The following is a 15,733-nucleotide window of genomic DNA, read 5'->3' as shown; positions in this document are numbered from 1 at the left end:
CTCACATGGATCCCCGCTTCGTCACCAAGACAATGCATGCGTACCTGGACTATCCCGTTGCCATCAGTCTGGTTGCGTTGCCCTTCATCCTGGGGCTCGGCACCTCCAATCCTCTCGCAGAATGGCTCGCCGTCGTGACAGGCCTAGCAGCATTCGCTCTAACGCTATTCACGGACCACAAAACCGGCGTGATCCGCATTCTTCCCTACTCGTTTCATCTCTCCGTCGATTTTCTCGTCGGCGGCATCTTCCTGATAGCGCCGCTCGCGTTAGGCTTTAGCGGTCTCGACGCTTGGTACTATTGGGTCAATGGCGCGGCAGTGTTGCTGGTCACCAGTCTGCATAAGCCAGAACCCACGCAGGCATCATTGGCACACACTTAAGGCCGGGCGGCGTAGCACAGCAAGGTGGCAGCGGTCGGAATCAATTGCGACCGCTGCCAACATCTTCAAAATCAGACTGATCCTTGGCCAAACTGCTTCTCTCGTCATTTCGGTGGGGGCGTGAATCGTCTCACGTTCGCAGGCGCTCCTTTCTGTTTGTCGGCGCCCGCTCAAATATTCCCCCCAGGAATAATCCTTAGTCTGACAACATCCCTAACTCACCACAGCGTTCTTCTTTAGGTTCTTCGCGCGACCTCGATCCACCTTTGGACCGGCGCAACACCGCAGTCCACGTAAAACCAAAGGAGAACCGTCCATGTCTCTTCAAGCCAAGCTCGACGCTTTCAAAGCCGATTTCGAAGCCGGAAAGCCGCCCTACAACGTTCCCCACCCGGTCATTGAGACGATGCACCGCGCCACCGCCGAACTAATTGACTCAGGGGCTGCCCAGCGCGCCAAGAAGGCCGGCGATGTCGCCCCGTCCTTCTCGTTGAAGGATCCGGAAGGCAATGTGGTCAATTCGACCGAACTGCTGAGGCGCGGCCCATTGGTACTCAGCTTCTACCGCGGCGTCTGGTGCCCGTACTGCAATATGGAGCTCCAGGCACTCGAGGCCGCCAAGCCGGAATTCGACAAGTACGGCGCCTCGCTCGTCGCGATCTCGCCGCAGACCGCTCCGAACAGCCGTAAATCGGTGCGCCAGAACAAGCTCTCTTTCCCGATCCTGTCGGACGAAAAAGGCAAGGTCGGCGCCGCATTCGGCCTGCGGTTCAATATGCCCGACTATCTGGTCGAGCTCTACAAGCAGCTCAAGAACGATCTGCCGACGTTCAACGATGATCCGAGTTGGACGCTGCCGATGCCGGCCCGCTACGTCATCGGACAGGACGGCGTGATCCTCTACTCCGAAGTGAACCCCGACTACACCCGTCGGCCCGAGCCAGAAGACATGATCCCGGTTCTCCAGCGGGCGACCGCCGTCAAGGCATGACGGCGCATGAGGCGGCCGGTGGGGCGCAAATCCGTCGCGACCATCGGCCGCTGTCGTTCTCAAGCTCCCGAAGGAAGATAACGATGTCCAGACTGTTCACGCCGACCCAGGTCGGCCCGTATCGATTGTCCCATCGCATCGTGATGGCGCCGCTGACGCGGATGCGCTCCGATCCCGGCGATATTCCGAGCGACCTGATGGTCAAATATTACACGCAGCGTGCCTCCGACGGTGGACTGATCGTCTCCGAAGCCACCCCGGTTTCAATCCGCGGCTACGGCTATGCCGGGGCGCCGGGCATCTACTCGGATACTCAGATCGCGGGATGGCAGCGCGTCACTGACGCCGTCCACGCCAACGGCGGACGCATCTTTCTGCAGTTGTGGCACGTCGGCCGGCAGTCACATGTCGATCTGCAGCCGAACGGCGAAGCACCCGTCGCGCCTTCTGCGATTGCGGCCGAGGGTCACGCCTACACCAAGCGCGGCGAAGCCCCGTTCTCGATGCCGCGCGCCCTCGAACTGCGGGAAATTCCAGGTATCATCGAGGAGTTCCGATCCGGCGCCGAGCGCGCGCTGCGTGCGGGCTTCGACGGCGTCGAGATTCATGGCGCCAACGGCTACCTGCCCGACCAATTCCTGCAAGACGGGACCAATGAGCGCACCGACGAATACGGCGGCCCCATTGAAAATCGCGCCCGGTTCTTGCTCGAAGTGACGCAAGCCGCCATCTCAGTCTGGGGATCCGATCGCGTGGGCGTGCGCATCTCTCCGAGCGGCACCTACGGATCAATGTCGGACAGCAATCCGCCCGCAACCTTCGGCTACGTGACGACCGAACTCGACCGCCTGGGTATTGCCTATCTCCACGTCGTCGAGCCGCGCATCAAGGGAACCGAGGAGATCTCACATGGCCAGGCGCCGATCGCCACACAGCATCTGCGGCCGAAGTTCTCGCGGACCCTGATCGCAGCTGGCGGCTTCGCGCCGGCTTCTGCAGAGGCCATTGTCACCTCTGGTGACGCCGACCTCGTCGCCTTTGGTCGCCATTTCATTTCGAACCCGGATCTGCCGGAGCGGCTGCGTCGTGGCCTCCCGCTCAGCCGCTACGACCGCTCGACCTTCTATGGCGGCGATGCCCGCGGCTACACGGATTATCCGACAGCCGACCTGGCGTCGGCGGCGTGAGCCTACTCCAACTCGGATATTGCTTCGACGGTCTTCACCGATTTCGGTCGGTGAGGACTGCTCTCAGCTGCGCGGCACGATGGGGAACCTACTCTGTCCTTTGTCGTCGCAGCTCAGGCGAATGGTTGTTCATAACGTCTTTGATAGGATCTCATGCTCGCCGTCACCATTGCGCTTTCGGGGTATTCGGCTGCACGATCGCATCAGGTGCGGCCGACAGCAGACCGTGCGTTAGTCTCGGCGCAGTCACGCACGCTGGATAGAGCGGGGAACAATTCATCAGCAAGGAGAGGATCAGGTGATCAGGACAACACTTGCAGCAGCAATCGGTCTAGCAGCATTGGCGGCGCCGCAGGCCCAGGCACAGTCAGCCAGCAACAACGACGAGATCGCGCTACTCAAGCAACAGCTTCATCTGCTCGAGCAAAAGCTGGACCGGCTGCAGAAGCAAACGACGGCAAACACGCAGGCTGCAGCCAAGGCAGATGCAAAAGCAGAGGCCACCAAGACGGCCGCCAATGCCAACGCGGCACTTCCCGTCAAGGTCGCGCCTCCAGCATCCGGCGTCGTCGTGACCATGCCAAACAATCGTCCAACCATCTGCACAGCGGACGACCAGAACTGTGTTTCGCTAACGAGCCGCGTGCATTTCGATGCCGGTGGTTATGACTACCACCCGAACACGGCCGGGACGGTACCACAGCGGCTCGACGACGGCACCAACCTGCGCCGCGCGCGCATCGGCGTGCTTGGGAAGTTCTTTGGCGACTGGAATTACGCGCTGATCTATGACTTTGGCGGCTCGTCGGACGGCTTTGGCGGCACGGCGCCAGGATCGCTGCCAGGCGGCGGCGTTTCCGGGGTTGAGAACGCGTATCTGAGCTACACGGGGCTAAAGCCATTTGGCGGCAAGATGGCCATCGAAGGCGGCATCATGGATATTCCGTACACGCTTGATGAGGCGACGAGCTCCAACGACATCCTGTTCATGGAGCGAGCTTCGGCCGGTGTTATCGCGACCAATATCGCAGCCGGCGACTTCCGCTCGACCTTCGGCACGCACTGGTGGAATGACGTGTTCTGGGCCGGCGCCTACGTCACAGGCCCGACGACCGGCGCCATTCATTCCGCTTCCAGTATCACTCCCCCGGGTACCACCGAGCAGTATGGCGCGGTGGCACGCGCCGCCGGCCAGATCGTCAGCGGCAAGGACTATTCGCTGCATCTGGGCGCCGATGCCGAGTGGCTGATCCAGCCGCCGCACAATCTCGTGACTGGCGCGCAGACCGTGACCCTGAGCGACCGCCCCGAGCTGCGTATCGATCCCACCGCGCTGATCTCGACCGGCGCCATCGCCAATGCCTCAGGCGCGCAGGTCTACAGCATCGAAACTGCGGCGACCTACGGACCGCTTTGGCTACAGGGTGAGTATTACTGGTTCAATGTGGATCGCGGCGCCGCGACCGGACTGCCGCCGTTCGGCGCGCCAAGCCTGAAATTCCAGGGCGGCTACGCGCAGGCGAGCTATGTCCTGACTGGGGAAACTCACACCTACAATCCGGCGGCCGCCGCCTATAACGGCATTAACCCCACCAACCCGTTCTCGTTGGCAGGTGGCGGCTGGGGAGCCTGGGAGATTGCCGGCCGCGTCTCGACCATCGATCTGAACGATCAGCTCGCGACAGCCACGGGCGTCGCCGGCGGCCGTCAGACAATCTACACCGCTGGCCTGAACTGGTACGTCAATCGCAACGTCCGCTTCATGCTCAACTACCTGCATGGCAACATCTCCAAACAGGCAGCACCGACCAGCGCGGCAGACGTGGGCTCGAAATTCGATGCGGTCGCGATGCGGACGCAAGTGGCATTCTGATCGCGCCAGGCGCGGCCATGCCGAAACGTGCGCCTAGAACGTGTTGCACCGGACCAAACTGGCTGCATCAGTCCGGGCGTTCTCGTCGTCGGCCCGCTCTCTTTCGGTCCTGACCGACATCGCGTCGGTGAGGACCGCCCGTTCGTGCGCCTTGCGCCATTGGGCGGGAGTGATCCCCATTTGGCTTTTGAATGCGCGCTGGAAAGCCGCCTCGGATTGATATCCGACTGCTTCCGCCACCGCAGCCGTCGAGATCGAAGGTTTCCTCAACTCGTTCGCTGCAAGCGTCATCCGGATATCGGTCAAGAGATCGCTCGCCGAGCGTCCAAGCTTTTCCTGGAATTGCCGCGCGAACGTGGCCCGCGACATGCTGCACAGGCGCGCGAGATCCGGCAGCGACCATGCGCGCGCAGGCTCGTCGAACAGAGCGGCCACGGCCGGTGCCAAGCGGGGATGACCAGCCAGGGCGAGGAGACCGCGGGGGGCGGCGTCGGTGTCGCTGGCGAGCCGCAGCACGAGCGCGAACATCGCCGTGGACAGCGCGTTCAGCATCGCGCGACCGCCCAGGTGATCCTCTACCGCTTCATTGCGCATCAGCGAAACGAGGCCTGCGAGTTGTGCGGCGCTCGCCGGCTGTCCGCTGCGAGTGCCGGCATGCACCACCAGACGCGGCGGCAAATAGTTGCGCAGCAGCCGATCGTGCGGTGGCGCAATCGCAAAATGGCCACAGAGCAAATCGAGCCGCTCGCCGCTGCCGGCGTTATCACTGATCACAAGATTAAGGTGCTGGTGATTTTGCGCCCGCTTCGCTCGCGCCCCACTGCCGTCGTGCATGATGTGCCGGGGGTTTCCAGGGAGCAGAAGGATGTCGCCGGCGATCAGCTGCAGCGGCTTGCCACCAGCCGGATCTTCCAGCAGTGCTGAGCCGCCGACGACCGCGTGATACGGGATTTCGTTCGCCTCGCCCGGCCCCTGGTCGATGCGCCAGGGCGCGCCGTAGGAGCAGCGCAAGTCTAGCCGCCCCCGGACCGGCATCATCTCGAACAGCCGGCTAAGCCAATCCATGCGACCTCCTGAATGCGTCCAGCATGAGACGATGGAGCATATAATCTAGCAGATGCGGCATTCAACGTATCATGGAGCGGTCATACTGTCACTCCGCGATCGTTCACCAAACCTCACAAAGGAGTGCCACCATGTCCCGCCTCTCAGTCCCCAATCTCGAAACCACAGCCGGCCCGTCGGGCCAGATCTATGCGCAAATCAAGAAGGCCATCGGCAGCGTGCCGAACACCTTCGCGGCCCTTGCCGCCCATGGTCCCGCAGCCCTCAAGTCAGTGCTCGCCGCCGATGCGGTGCTCGCTGCGGGCACACTGAGCAAGCCCGATCAGGAGGTCATCAAGCTGGTGATCAGCGAAGCAGCGGGTTGTGATTACTGTGTCGCCGCCCACAACCATCTCGCCAAGCTCGCCGGCGTGAAGCCGGAGCCGCTGAAGCAGCTCCTTGGTGGCCAACACACTGGCGACGCCAAGCGCGACGCGCTCATCGGCTTTGTTCGCAAGCTCGCGCAGTCCAGGGGTACCGTCAGCGACGAGGATTTCGTCGCGATCAAGGCCGCGGGCTACAGCGACGCGCAGCTGGTGGAGATCAGCCTGGCGTTCGCGACCACCGTATTCACCAACGTCTTCAACCGCATCAACGACACCGAGATCGACTTCCCCGCGGTCGCGTGAAGCGACCGTGCGCACGTCAGATCTTGCACGAAAGGATTACGACCATGACCACGCTTGCCAACACTACGCAAACTCCTCTCGTCCGCGCGCTGCACAGGTCCGGCCTGCTTGCGGATGATCTCGATTACCACATCGTCCGGACCTCGATGGTGATCATGTTCTTCTTCTTTGGCTACCAGAAATGGTTTCCGTACGAGTTCGAAAGACTGGTCCCGTTCATCAGCAACGGGCCGCTGATCTGGTGGCTCTATCCGGTTTTCGGCCACGCTGGCGCCAGCTATTTCCTGGGCGCCTCGGAGTGGACCTTCGGCTCGCTGTTGCTCCTAGGCTTCTGGGACAAGCGGCTCGGCGTTCTTGGTGCCCTCGGCGCGACCGGCACCTTTATCGCGACAGTCACCATCATTCCGTTCATGCCGGAAGGCTGGGACGTCGCCGCGGGAGGTTTCCCCGCAATGACCGGCAACGTGCCGTTCCTGATGAAGGACGTCGTTCTGCTCGCTGTCTCGCTTTACCTCCTGAGGCAGGACGTGGTTCGCCTGATGCGACACTAAGAGGGCACTCTGCTGATGGCGACGCGTCGCCGGCGAGTTTCTCGCTCGCCGGCGATTGCGCGCTCAGTAATGGAGAACGGGTGCGGCGGAGAATACGTCGGTCCCAGAGGGTCTCGAATTTATATAGATCGCATTGTACCGGCTGATCTTCAACAAGGCAGTCCCTTTCGAAGAGATCGTCACGCCTGGACGGCTACACCTCCAACGTCGGCGGTGCGCGATACTCAGATCTCCACTGATGCGGAGGGTACGCACCACGCGCGATCGCGCCACCGACTACCACCAGCTAACGCAGGCTCTCCACGGCCTCTACCTCTGAACTCCAGCAGGCGGCCCGCTAAGCCGGTCTTCACCGATTCCCTTCGAGTCCTGACCTGTGCCCGGATCGTGAGGTTGAGGCTTGGAGCGATTTCGGGGCGGCACCGACGCCCGCTTCCATCATTGAACATGTGCCGGGAACCAGCAGGATGTCGCCGACCGTGAGCTGCAGCGGACGCCCGCCAGCGGCGACTCCAAGCACCGCCGATCCGCCGAAGCCGAGTGATACGGGATTTCCGTGGCCCCGCCGTTTCGATGCGCCGGGCGGACCTAAGAGCCGGGCACATCCGGGTCACGCGAGCATCATCTCGAAATGTGGGCTGAGCCAATGCATGGGTCGCTCGCGGAGACCTCAAGCTTGAGACGATAGAGCACGTATATGATACCTCATGACATTCAATTTTTCATCGCGGATTCTTACTGTCACTCTTCAAATCGGTCGCTGCTCAAGGAGTGTCACCATGTCACGTGTTTCTGGTCCCATCTCTGAATCCGCCACCGCTACTACAGAACTCTACATCCAGATCAAACGAGCCGCTGGCAGCGTGTCGAACACCGTCACGGCACTTCGTGATCGTGAGCCAGCCGAACATGCCGAACGCAACGCGCGAGTCGGTTGCATCCGTACTATGCCGCGAACGAGCGGAGTTATAGGCGACGAGAACGACTTTGCGACGATCGGGGCGGCTGAGTCGACGTACGCAGAGTTGATAGATATCAATCTCGTCTCTAACATCTCGGGTAGATCTCCGCGCATGATTAGTTGCTCACATTGGGGAATGATCGAAATCCCTTCCACGCGGTCGTTCTCGAAATCGGTCAGCATCGTCAGCGTCGTTTTCAAAGGCACCAACGAGCCTGATACGTCCTTCGAAGCATGGGCCGCGGCTTCGTCCCACGTGAGTTGATGGACTCCCTCTGCGCGTCTATCCGTATGAGGAGACCGATGCGAACGCATCGATTTGTAGGTCGCAGGCCTGCTTTACGTTCATAGACAGCAGCCAAATAGCTGACCATCCATCTCTTCTGACTTTGAGGATCTGCAGCGAGTCTGACGGCACAGAGGTCCCTGTCCGACTAAGCATGGTAGGGAGCTTGTTGCAGTCTCGCAGTTCCCGTTCCGCTGTGCATCGGCGAATGAGCAGCAATCACGATGTGTGGTCGCAAAGTTCAGGCTGAACCTATTGCACTGGCCGGCCCGGAGTCGGTGAGACTGTCAGCCAAATAATTTGCAAGCTCGCTGACCACGCGCGAATTGCTGCGCCGCCCGTACGAGTAGACGAGTTCTACACTCGGCAGATGTGGTAATCTCAGTCCATGACGAACGACGCGTAAAGGGGGCGTCACCAAAGCGCGTGCAAGTACTGTGATACCGAGGCCTTCCACGGCTGCCGATTTGAGACACTCGAAGCTCGGGCTCACAAAACTTAGATGCCAGTCCCGGCCGCTTTCCTTCAGCGCAGCGACCGCGAATCGCCGATACGCGCAGCCCTCCGGAAACAAGATAAGAGGCAGGGAGTTCAGTGCGTCAGGCGAGTAGTTGGGCCCGCTCGCCCAAACAAGTTGCTCGCGCAATGCAACGATTCCGTTTTTAGCTCCGGTCGGCTGCTTGAAGAACGCTAAATCGAATTCGCCACGCGCACTGCGCTTCATCAGATTTTCGGACTGGTTGGCCTCGATCTCCAGCCCGACCATAGGGTGCTTGTTCTTAAATTGCGCAAGCCAGGTAGCGAAGTTGCGCCCGAAGAAATCGTAGGGCACTCCGAGCCGGACGGAGCCCATCAGCACATCGTCGGACATTGATGCGTAGGCCTCGTCGTTAAGCTTCAGGATACGCCTTGCAAATTCCAGCAGCTTGCCTCCTTCCGAGGTCAGTTCGATTACGCGCCCTTTCCTACGAACCAGCAGGCCCTTGCCCACCTGAGTTTCCAGCTTCGCTATCTGTTGGCTCACCGTCGATTGCGAACGGCCGACGCTGTCGGCGGCGCGGGAGACGCTCATGCTGTCGGCAACTACAACGAACGAGCGAAGGCAATCGATGTCGAAGTTCAAGGGTTCAACTCCATAATCGGATATTACGATAGTGATCATCGCAATTATTTATTTTGTCACTTAAGGGACATTTCGTAAAGATGCATATCCCGGTCCAGCTTGTTTCAGCCGGGTGAACTCGCAGCGGCATGTGAGAACAAAAACACGGCGCCATTTAAGGCGCGAGCTTGAAAAACATAAGGGGAGGACCATGGTCCACACTGAGACGTCACCGGAGGCCGCACACGCCTCCATAAGGGTCTTGGTAGGAGAGAAACTCCGATATCTCGTGCCAATGACGGTCATGTTTATGACCTGTTACATCGGACTCACCATTCTCGCGGCCTTTGACAAGGGGGTCGTTGGGACGAAGATCATCGGTTCCGTCAACCTCGGCTTCGTCCTGATAGCTGTCAATTATCTGCTGTCATGGGGACTTGCGATAGCCTACGGCTTCATCGCCCAAAACAAGTTCGATCCGCTGGCAGCGCGCGCCGCCGCCGCTTCCCGAAAGGCGGAGTAGTGCAATGAACATCACTTTGGGAATTTTCGCGGTTATACTGCTGATCACCATCGGGATCACCTATTGGGCTGCCAAGCGAACGGCGACAACCAGTGACTTCTACGCGGCCGACAGCGGACTTACGGCCGCCCAGAACGGCTTTGCTCTGGCGGGCGACTGGTGCAGCGCCGCGGCGTTCCTGGGCTTCAGCGGACTTACCGCGCTCTACGGAATGGACGGAGCGCTTTATGCCCTCGGCCCGCTCGTGGCGTTCTGCACCGTGCTTTTTCTTATTGCCGAGCCGATGCGCAACACGGGCAAGTATACGCTCGGCGACATCGTCCGTAGTCGAATGCAAACCAGAACCTCGCTTCTCGCCGTCATTGCGGGAACGGTCGTCGTAAACTTCACCTATCTGATGCCACAGATGGCAGGCGCGGGAGTTCTCGTCCGGCTGCTCACAGGCATTTCGTACGATTGGGCAGTGATCTTCGTCGGAATCAGCATGATCGTCTATGTCGCATTCGGCGGCATGCTTGCGACAACATGGGTCCAAATCGTGAAGGCGGTTCTCATGATGAGCGCAGGGGCCATCATTGTGGTGATGATCCTGTCGATGGTGAGGTTCAACCCGTTGCTCCTGTTTGAGCAAGCCGAGAAGAAATACACGGCAAGTTATTTGCTGCCGGGCAATTATCTGAAGAACCCGTTCGACCAGATCTCGCTCGGATTGGGCTATGTCCTCGGCCTCGCAGGTTTGCCCCATGTTATGACACGCTTCTATACGGTGCCGGATGCCAAGGCGGCGCGACGTTCCGTGGTCTGGGTAATGTTTCTCGCCGGTGTTTTCTTCGTCTGCACGACCATTTTCGGTTTGGCCGCCGCGGATTTCCTCGGTCAGGACACCATCCGGGCCGCAGACAAGGGCGGCAATCTCGCGCTTCCCCTGCTTGCCCAGTATCTCGGCGGGGGCAAAGGAAGCGCCGGCGGGGATCTCTTGCTCGGCTTCGTCGCCGCGGTCGCCGTGGCGACGATCCTGGCAGTAGTTTCGGCTTTGACTCTGTCGACATCGAGCGCGATAGCACATGATTTTTACGTCAACTGGGTCAAGCACGGCCGTGTAGAAGGCAAACAGGAAGTTTGGATCGCGCGGGCGAGCGCCATTCTGATCGGAACGCTTGCGATCGCACTCGGCATTCTCGCCCAGGGCGTCAACGTTGCGGTGCTGGTGATCCTGGCAATCTGCGTAGCGGCAAGCGCCAACTTTCCAGTGTTGGTGCTGTCGCTCTTCTGGCGTCGATTCAATACAGGTGGCGTGATCGGCGGAATGACGCTGGGACTCGTATCGTCTGTCGTGCTGGCAATGATTGGACCGGCGATGCGCGGGGCAGATGCGTTTTGGCCGCTCGTCAACCCAACGATCGTGTCGCTGCCACTGGGCTTCCTCGGTGGTGTGCTGGGGACATTGTTGGCCGGTCGCGACTTCGACAATGAAAAGCGCTTCGACGCGTTCCTGTTCCAGGTACACACCGGCGTAGAACCAAAGTGATCCGGCCCCTCTAATGCTCCTTTGTCCGAAGTTATCGCCCACATCCCCGAACGAGAGCTAATCCAGTGACCATCAAAGCAGTTGTTTTCGATGCCTACGGTACCCTTTACGATATCCAGTCGGTTGCCTCGATCACCGACGTGGCATTTCCGGGCTATGGAGAAATGATCACGCAGATTTGGCGAATCAAGCAGCTCGAATACACCTGGTTACGCTCCTTGATGCGTCGCTATGAGGATTTCTCCGTCATTACCCGCGAATCGCTCGCATACACATTAAGAACTCTCGGTTTGAAGTACGATGCCGCCGTGTTCGAGCGGATCATGGACAAGTACCTGCATCTCGATCTTTATCCGGACGCGAGGCGGACCCTGACTGATCTGAAGCAGTACAAGCTCGCCATACTATCAAATGGCAGCGCCGATATGCTGAACACCCTCGTTCGCAATACCGGTTTAGACGCAATCCTCGACGCAACCATCAGCATTGACTCGAAGCGGATATTCAAGCCCAGCCCGGAGGCCTATTCGCTAATCGAAGGTCGCCTCGGCGTCACGCCCGCGGAGGTCATGTTCGTTTCCTCCAATCCATGGGATGCCATCGGTGCAAAGTCGGTTGGCCTGAACACGGTCTGGATTGAGCGGGTGTCGCCTGACGCGATGGCGGAGGCCTGCCGGAATAACGATCTTGTGCCGCCGCTGACGATGTTCAAGGCTCTGCGCATGCAGATGGACGAACACGGCTTGGAGCCCGACTATCGAGCCCATGGACTCTCGGCACTTGCCGAGATCATTTCGTGCGTACCAGCGTAGCGACTACCCAGCAAGGTAACGATATCACAATTAAGCTGAAGGAAGCTCCATGTCCAAGTACAATATTCTTATCCTGGGTGCATCGTACGGTTCGCTTCTCGCGTCGAAGATCCTCTTTGGCGGTCATTCAATTAGGCTGGTTTGCCTGCCGGCAGAGGCGGACCTTATCAATTCCGAAGGCTTTCGCGTCAGGATTCCGGTTCGCGGCCGAAGCGAACCGGTCGAACTCGATTCGCGGCGCCTACCCGGCCGAGTGTCCGCGATTTCCGCCGCAGACGTCGATCCGCGAGAATTCGACATCGTCGGCTTAGCGATGCAGGAGCCACAGTATGGATCGCCGGGCGTTAGAGAACTCCTGAAAGCCATCGCGATGTCGCGTGTGCCGTGCATCTCGATCATGAACATGCCCCCCCTCCCCTATATGAGGCGCATTCGGGGAGTGAATTCTGAACTGCTCAAGCCGGCGTATACAGCGCCAGCCGTGTGGGATGAATTCGATCCAGTGACCATCACGCTGTGCAGTCCGGACCCGCAAGCGATAAGGCCGCCGGACGAGAAGGTGAACGTACTTCAGGTCACGTTGCCCACCAATTTCAAGGTTGCACGTTTCGATGGCGAGAAGGGAAACGAGGTGCTCCGACAGTTGGAGCAGGATATCGACGACGCGCGGCTCGATACGAGGGAAGGCAGGATTGAGTTGCCGGTGAAGCTGCGGTTCTACGATTCCAAGTTCGTTCCATTGGCCAAATGGGCGATGCTGATGGCCGGCAACTATCGCTGCATCACCGAAGACGGTATGCGAACGGCACGAGAGGCCGTCTATTCTGACCTGGAGGCCTCGCGATCGATCTATGACTTTGTGCTCGACGTGTGCGTGAGTATTGGCGCTTCGCGTGACGAGTTGGTTAGCTTCGAGAAATACGCGGCAGCTGCCCACGACCTATCGCGTCCCGCGTCAGCCGCTCGTGCGTTGAATAATGGCGCTCCCAACATCGAACGGGCGGACAAACTGGTTCAGCTTGTCGCAGCGCAGAGGGGCATGAGCCATCCAATCCTCGAGGAAATCGTAACCCTTGTAGATCGGCGGCTGGAAGCCAATCGGAAATCAAAGTCCGCAGCAGCATGACAGCATATCTTTTGCCAAAGATCTCCCGCAGGCATGAGCACTTCGCGTTTGGCGTAATCCAATCCGGCCTGACAACCGCGATTGCTTCCGGTGTAGCGAATCTTCACCTTCTTAAGGAGGGCATGTTCATCCTCGGCTGGCTCGCGTCCTGGCTGTCGTCTTGGGCCTTGATGGTGCCCATTGTGCTGATCGCCACGCCGGTAATTCGCCGAATAGTGAGTTATTGGGCTACGAGTCAGTGGCTGGAGCCGCAACAATCAGTGACTGGTCCACGACCTGAGTGAAGATGAGACGGCCGCCACGCCCGAAGCCCCAGTATCTCGATCGTGTACTGGTTCGATTTCTGGATATTGAAGTTGACGTCTGTCCATTTTTGCTGATGGCTCGGTATGTCCGAGTTCCTGAAACGAGTGATCGAGACCTATCCCGATCCCATCGCTTCAGCTGTCTTGATTATCTCGTCGTGAAATAATTTGCCTTTCGTATCTTTATGACCGTAAACGTTCGTTCCTTCCCGTTTGGGAAGAGCCGGATTGAGCAACACGTTCGCGTTCGCTGTCGTTCTCCTTGAGCTCAGCGAAGGCCGCCTTGCCCTTTTAGTCGATCCGCTCGGCAGCCCTGTTAACCGGCAGTTCTGCCCGCTTCGCCTTCTCTGAGGCCGGTGGTGCTGAGAAGATGCTGGTGAAGCAGATGCAGGCGATGAGACAAACGCGTGAAGAGGAGTGCTCCCTTTCTCACAGCAAACTCGAGTTCGAAATACTCCGTCCTGTGCCCTTCGCGTACTATCGCGCTCGCGCGTTCAACTCCTCCCTCTAAATTGGTCATTCGCGTCAATTTGGGTCGCGTTTTCGCGAGATCTGATCTGGCCTCGGCTGCGCTGACATGCCGGGATCGTCGCGACTTGTCGCGCTGTTCCACGGACGCATAGAACGCATCCATGTCTATGTGGATGATCTTGCGGTGAGGCGCGTTCGAGTTGCCCTGCTCTGAATCGGACCGGACCATCCTGAGATTATAGACGTTCGCCGTCCAGCCGTCGCGGCTTAGACCAAGTCCTTGGGCGGACACTCGGGGCAGGTATCACCGACCGAATCCAAGAGCTCTGTGATCGCATCTGTGGCTTCGTCGGGAGAAACGCCTGCCGGTGGATCCCGGCGAGCGATATCATAAGCGCGATCGCGGGCGTGCGCTCGGCGCGGTCCTGCATCCAGCCGTGCTCCTCGCATTCTCGGATAGCGCCGACTTCCTGCAGCACGGAGATCGCCAGCCGCGCAACGTCCGGATCGCCGGCCGTCTCTGTTTCGTCATCAGCAACGAGATCGCTCCCGCCGGGACGAACTCCTTGTGCCGTCCGCGTCGTTCCCGGCGGTTAGCACAGAGCAGGGATTCAAAATCGCTGGAGCCGCCGCTTGTCCACGTGTTCCGCCGGCCTGTGTACAGCCGCGAACTCCAATTTTGGCGGCAGCTTGCTGCCAAATGGCCTCGCTCACGCGGCCAGTGCCGGATCCTCCTTCTCGCCGGTGGCGACGATCCGCAGCGCGCCATCCGGGAGTGGCCGCTGCAGCGACTTCGCCTCGTTCCAGGGGGCGCGGAGCCACACCTCGTATTCCTCCGCCGTCGCCAGGATCACAGGCATCGCCTTGGGATGGACGGCTCGCAGGTGAGGAATCCGAAGATGTCGGTGGTGATCTCGCCTTCCTTCGCCTTGCGCACACTGGTCCAATTGGTCCACACCCCGGCAAAGGCGATCAGAGGTCGCGTCTCGTCCTGAGCGAACCAGACCGGCACTTTCTTGCCGTCGATCGTGTCGTACTCGGAAAACGACGTGAACGGCACCAGACAGCGATTCTCCGGTCCGAGCCATCGCTTCCAGTGAGCGCTGCTGACATTCCTGATGTTCGTCGTGCCGCCGTCCGGCTCCATCCTTAGCAATTCCTTGAAGTCGACGGTCTGGCCCTTCGCCTGTAATTTTTCCGCACGCTTCTTGGTCGCGTCCATCAGAGCCCGCTGCGAACTCGGCATGCCCCAACGTGCCATGACGGTCACGCGTCCCTCGGCACCGTTGCGCACGATCGGCGCGGGGTAGTCCGGAAAAATGCCGGGCATCGATGGCAGGTTGCCAACGCGGCTGTTCAGAGCGCCGAACAGGCGACGGATCGCGTCGACGTTTTTTGTCATCGAGTATAGATTGCACACGATCAAGTCTCTGGAGCGATCAGGCGGGAGCGCGACATCAGTTGCAGCAGCGTAGCGGACGGCCGACGCCCGGCCTTGGCACATTTGCTACAACGGAGCCGGCTGGCCAAGTCGTGGACGAATGTGGTCGGCGGATGGCGCAGCGCCGCCAGATCGACGTCCCGCTTCGTCTTGCAGCGCGAGCATTCGATCTCCAGAGAGGCGAAGTCCCCATTGATGGCTTGGTCGACCGTCGGTGACGGGTCAATGGGGCCGCCATCCGCCCACATGCGCTCGTTCCAGGATTCGCAGAGCAACTTGTCGGCCTGACGGTTGAGAGCTTCGCCTTGGGCCAGGGCTTCGGCGGCCTGTCCTGCGAGGATCGTCGTCATTGCGCGTGCCCGGCCGAGCTCTTTGGTGAGTGCCTTGCGGTCTCCTCCCGAGAGGGGCGTCGGGTGATACTTCGGTGCCATGGCAGCATCCAGTTCACGCAGCGTCGGCG

General features: G+C 59.8%; 15 protein-coding genes and 2 pseudogenes. 12 read left to right on the top strand and 5 right to left on the bottom strand.

Going from position 1 to position 15,733, the window contains the following annotated elements; all coding sequences use genetic code 11:
- The first annotated feature begins 5 nt into the window (after window positions 1-5).
- The 4 genes from XH84_RS22160 to XH84_RS22145 all read left to right on the top strand — a co-directional run bounded on the left by XH84_RS22160 (window position 6) and on the right by XH84_RS22145 (window position 4,434).
- A complete protein-coding gene (locus XH84_RS22160) occupies window positions 6-383 on the top strand; it encodes an SPW repeat domain-containing protein (protein WP_128919722.1) in 378 nt (125 codons plus the stop codon).
- Window positions 384-699: 316 nt separating this feature from the next.
- Entirely contained in the window at window positions 700-1,374 is a 675-nt protein-coding gene (locus XH84_RS22155) for a peroxiredoxin-like family protein (RefSeq protein WP_128919721.1), read from the top strand.
- A gap of 83 nt (window positions 1,375-1,457) precedes the next feature.
- Window positions 1,458-2,561, top strand: coding sequence for an alkene reductase (locus XH84_RS22150; RefSeq protein ID WP_128919720.1), 1,104 nt, complete (start codon window positions 1,458-1,460; stop codon window positions 2,559-2,561).
- 298 nt (window positions 2,562-2,859) lie between these two features.
- Window positions 2,860-4,434, top strand: coding sequence for an OprO/OprP family phosphate-selective porin (locus tag XH84_RS22145; protein WP_128919719.1), 1,575 nt, complete (start codon window positions 2,860-2,862; stop codon window positions 4,432-4,434).
- A gap of 33 nt (window positions 4,435-4,467) precedes the next feature.
- Here XH84_RS22145 and XH84_RS22140 read toward each other — a convergent pair whose 3' ends face one another.
- On the bottom strand, window positions 4,468-5,499 hold the full coding sequence (locus tag XH84_RS22140; RefSeq protein ID WP_128919718.1) for an AraC family transcriptional regulator: 1,032 nt from the start codon (window positions 5,497-5,499) through the stop codon (window positions 4,468-4,470).
- Between the two features lie 131 nt (window positions 5,500-5,630).
- On the opposite strand from XH84_RS22140, the gene XH84_RS22135 reads away from it, so the two are divergent.
- From XH84_RS22135 to XH84_RS22125, 3 genes are all read left to right on the top strand, one after another.
- On the top strand, window positions 5,631-6,167 hold the full coding sequence (locus XH84_RS22135; RefSeq protein ID WP_128919717.1) for a carboxymuconolactone decarboxylase family protein: 537 nt from the start codon (window positions 5,631-5,633) through the stop codon (window positions 6,165-6,167).
- A 44-nt stretch (window positions 6,168-6,211) separates the two neighbouring features.
- Window positions 6,212-6,718 carry a YkgB family protein gene (locus XH84_RS22130; protein WP_128919716.1) on the top strand — a complete coding sequence of 169 codons (507 nt, stop codon included), beginning with the start codon at window positions 6,212-6,214 and terminating at the stop codon, window positions 6,716-6,718.
- A gap of 779 nt (window positions 6,719-7,497) precedes the next feature.
- Window positions 7,498-7,944, top strand: coding sequence for a hypothetical protein (locus XH84_RS22125; RefSeq protein WP_128919715.1), 447 nt, complete (start codon window positions 7,498-7,500; stop codon window positions 7,942-7,944).
- 262 nt (window positions 7,945-8,206) lie between these two features.
- Here XH84_RS22125 and XH84_RS22120 read toward each other — a convergent pair whose 3' ends face one another.
- The gene (locus XH84_RS22120) at window positions 8,207-9,088 is read right to left on the bottom strand and encodes a LysR substrate-binding domain-containing protein (protein ID WP_128919714.1); all 882 of its coding nucleotides are present in this window, start codon (window positions 9,086-9,088) and stop codon (window positions 8,207-8,209) included.
- 190 nt (window positions 9,089-9,278) lie between these two features.
- Here XH84_RS22120 and XH84_RS22115 point away from each other — a divergent pair, with 190 nt between their 5' ends.
- The 5 genes from XH84_RS22115 to XH84_RS22095 all read left to right on the top strand — a co-directional run bounded on the left by XH84_RS22115 (window position 9,279) and on the right by XH84_RS22095 (window position 13,340).
- Window positions 9,279-9,590 (top strand): DUF485 domain-containing protein, encoded by a 312-nt coding sequence (locus XH84_RS22115; RefSeq protein ID WP_128919713.1) that lies wholly within the window; start codon window positions 9,279-9,281, stop codon window positions 9,588-9,590.
- 4 nt (window positions 9,591-9,594) lie between these two features.
- Entirely contained in the window at window positions 9,595-11,118 is a 1,524-nt protein-coding gene (locus tag XH84_RS22110) for a solute symporter family protein (protein ID WP_128919712.1), read from the top strand.
- Window positions 11,119-11,183: 65 nt separating this feature from the next.
- Window positions 11,184-11,930 carry a haloacid dehalogenase type II gene (locus XH84_RS22105; protein WP_128919711.1) on the top strand — a complete coding sequence of 249 codons (747 nt, stop codon included), beginning with the start codon at window positions 11,184-11,186 and terminating at the stop codon, window positions 11,928-11,930.
- 49 nt (window positions 11,931-11,979) lie between these two features.
- The gene (locus XH84_RS22100) at window positions 11,980-13,056 is read left to right on the top strand and encodes a hypothetical protein (protein WP_128919710.1); all 1,077 of its coding nucleotides are present in this window, start codon (window positions 11,980-11,982) and stop codon (window positions 13,054-13,056) included.
- The gene (locus tag XH84_RS22095) at window positions 13,053-13,340 is read left to right on the top strand and encodes a DUF2798 domain-containing protein (RefSeq protein ID WP_347338757.1); all 288 of its coding nucleotides are present in this window, start codon (window positions 13,053-13,055) and stop codon (window positions 13,338-13,340) included. The genes XH84_RS22100 and XH84_RS22095 overlap by 4 nt, the downstream gene beginning before the upstream one ends.
- A 759-nt stretch (window positions 13,341-14,099) precedes the next feature.
- Here the strand turns inward: XH84_RS22095 and XH84_RS40885 are convergent.
- The 3 genes and pseudogenes from XH84_RS40885 to XH84_RS22075 form a co-directional block, all read right to left on the bottom strand.
- A pseudogene (locus tag XH84_RS40885) lies at window positions 14,100-14,370 on the bottom strand (hypothetical protein).
- Between the two features lie 172 nt (window positions 14,371-14,542).
- Window positions 14,543-15,252: pseudogene (locus XH84_RS22080) on the bottom strand (SOS response-associated peptidase).
- Between the two features lie 2 nt (window positions 15,253-15,254).
- Entirely contained in the window at window positions 15,255-15,704 is a 450-nt protein-coding gene (locus XH84_RS22075) for a hypothetical protein (protein WP_128919709.1), read from the bottom strand.
- Window positions 15,705-15,733: the final 29 nt, after the last annotated feature.

Origin of the sequence: Bradyrhizobium nanningense (assembly GCF_004114535.1) — a bacterium.
GTDB classification, from domain to species: domain Bacteria; phylum Pseudomonadota; class Alphaproteobacteria; order Rhizobiales; family Xanthobacteraceae; genus Bradyrhizobium; species Bradyrhizobium nanningense.
Note: the sequence above shows the minus strand (reverse complement) of the source record. Positions and strands in the feature narration are given on the sequence as shown.

Bases quoted from the DNA above. Each gene is read 5' to 3' on its own strand.
- XH84_RS22160 (WP_128919722.1), top strand. From the start codon at position 6: ATGGATCCCCGCTTCGTCACCAAGACAATGCATGCGTACCTGGACTAT.
- XH84_RS22110 (WP_128919712.1), top strand. From the start codon at position 9,595: ATGAACATCACTTTGGGAATTTTCGCGGTTATACTGCTGATCACCATC.
- XH84_RS22140 (WP_128919718.1), bottom strand. From the start codon at position 5,499: ATGGATTGGCTTAGCCGGCTGTTCGAGATGATGCCGGTCCGGGGGCGG.
- XH84_RS22095 (WP_347338757.1), top strand. From the start codon at position 13,053: ATGACAGCATATCTTTTGCCAAAGATCTCCCGCAGGCATGAGCACTTC.
- XH84_RS22100 (WP_128919710.1), top strand. From the start codon at position 11,980: ATGTCCAAGTACAATATTCTTATCCTGGGTGCATCGTACGGTTCGCTT.
- XH84_RS22155 (WP_128919721.1), top strand. From the start codon at position 700: ATGTCTCTTCAAGCCAAGCTCGACGCTTTCAAAGCCGATTTCGAAGCC.
- XH84_RS22135 (WP_128919717.1), top strand. From the start codon at position 5,631: ATGTCCCGCCTCTCAGTCCCCAATCTCGAAACCACAGCCGGCCCGTCG.
- XH84_RS22125 (WP_128919715.1), top strand. From the start codon at position 7,498: ATGTCACGTGTTTCTGGTCCCATCTCTGAATCCGCCACCGCTACTACA.
- XH84_RS22150 (WP_128919720.1), top strand. From the start codon at position 1,458: ATGTCCAGACTGTTCACGCCGACCCAGGTCGGCCCGTATCGATTGTCC.
- XH84_RS22075 (WP_128919709.1), bottom strand. From the start codon at position 15,704: ATGGCACCGAAGTATCACCCGACGCCCCTCTCGGGAGGAGACCGCAAG.
- XH84_RS22115 (WP_128919713.1), top strand. From the start codon at position 9,279: ATGGTCCACACTGAGACGTCACCGGAGGCCGCACACGCCTCCATAAGG.
- XH84_RS22130 (WP_128919716.1), top strand. From the start codon at position 6,212: ATGACCACGCTTGCCAACACTACGCAAACTCCTCTCGTCCGCGCGCTG.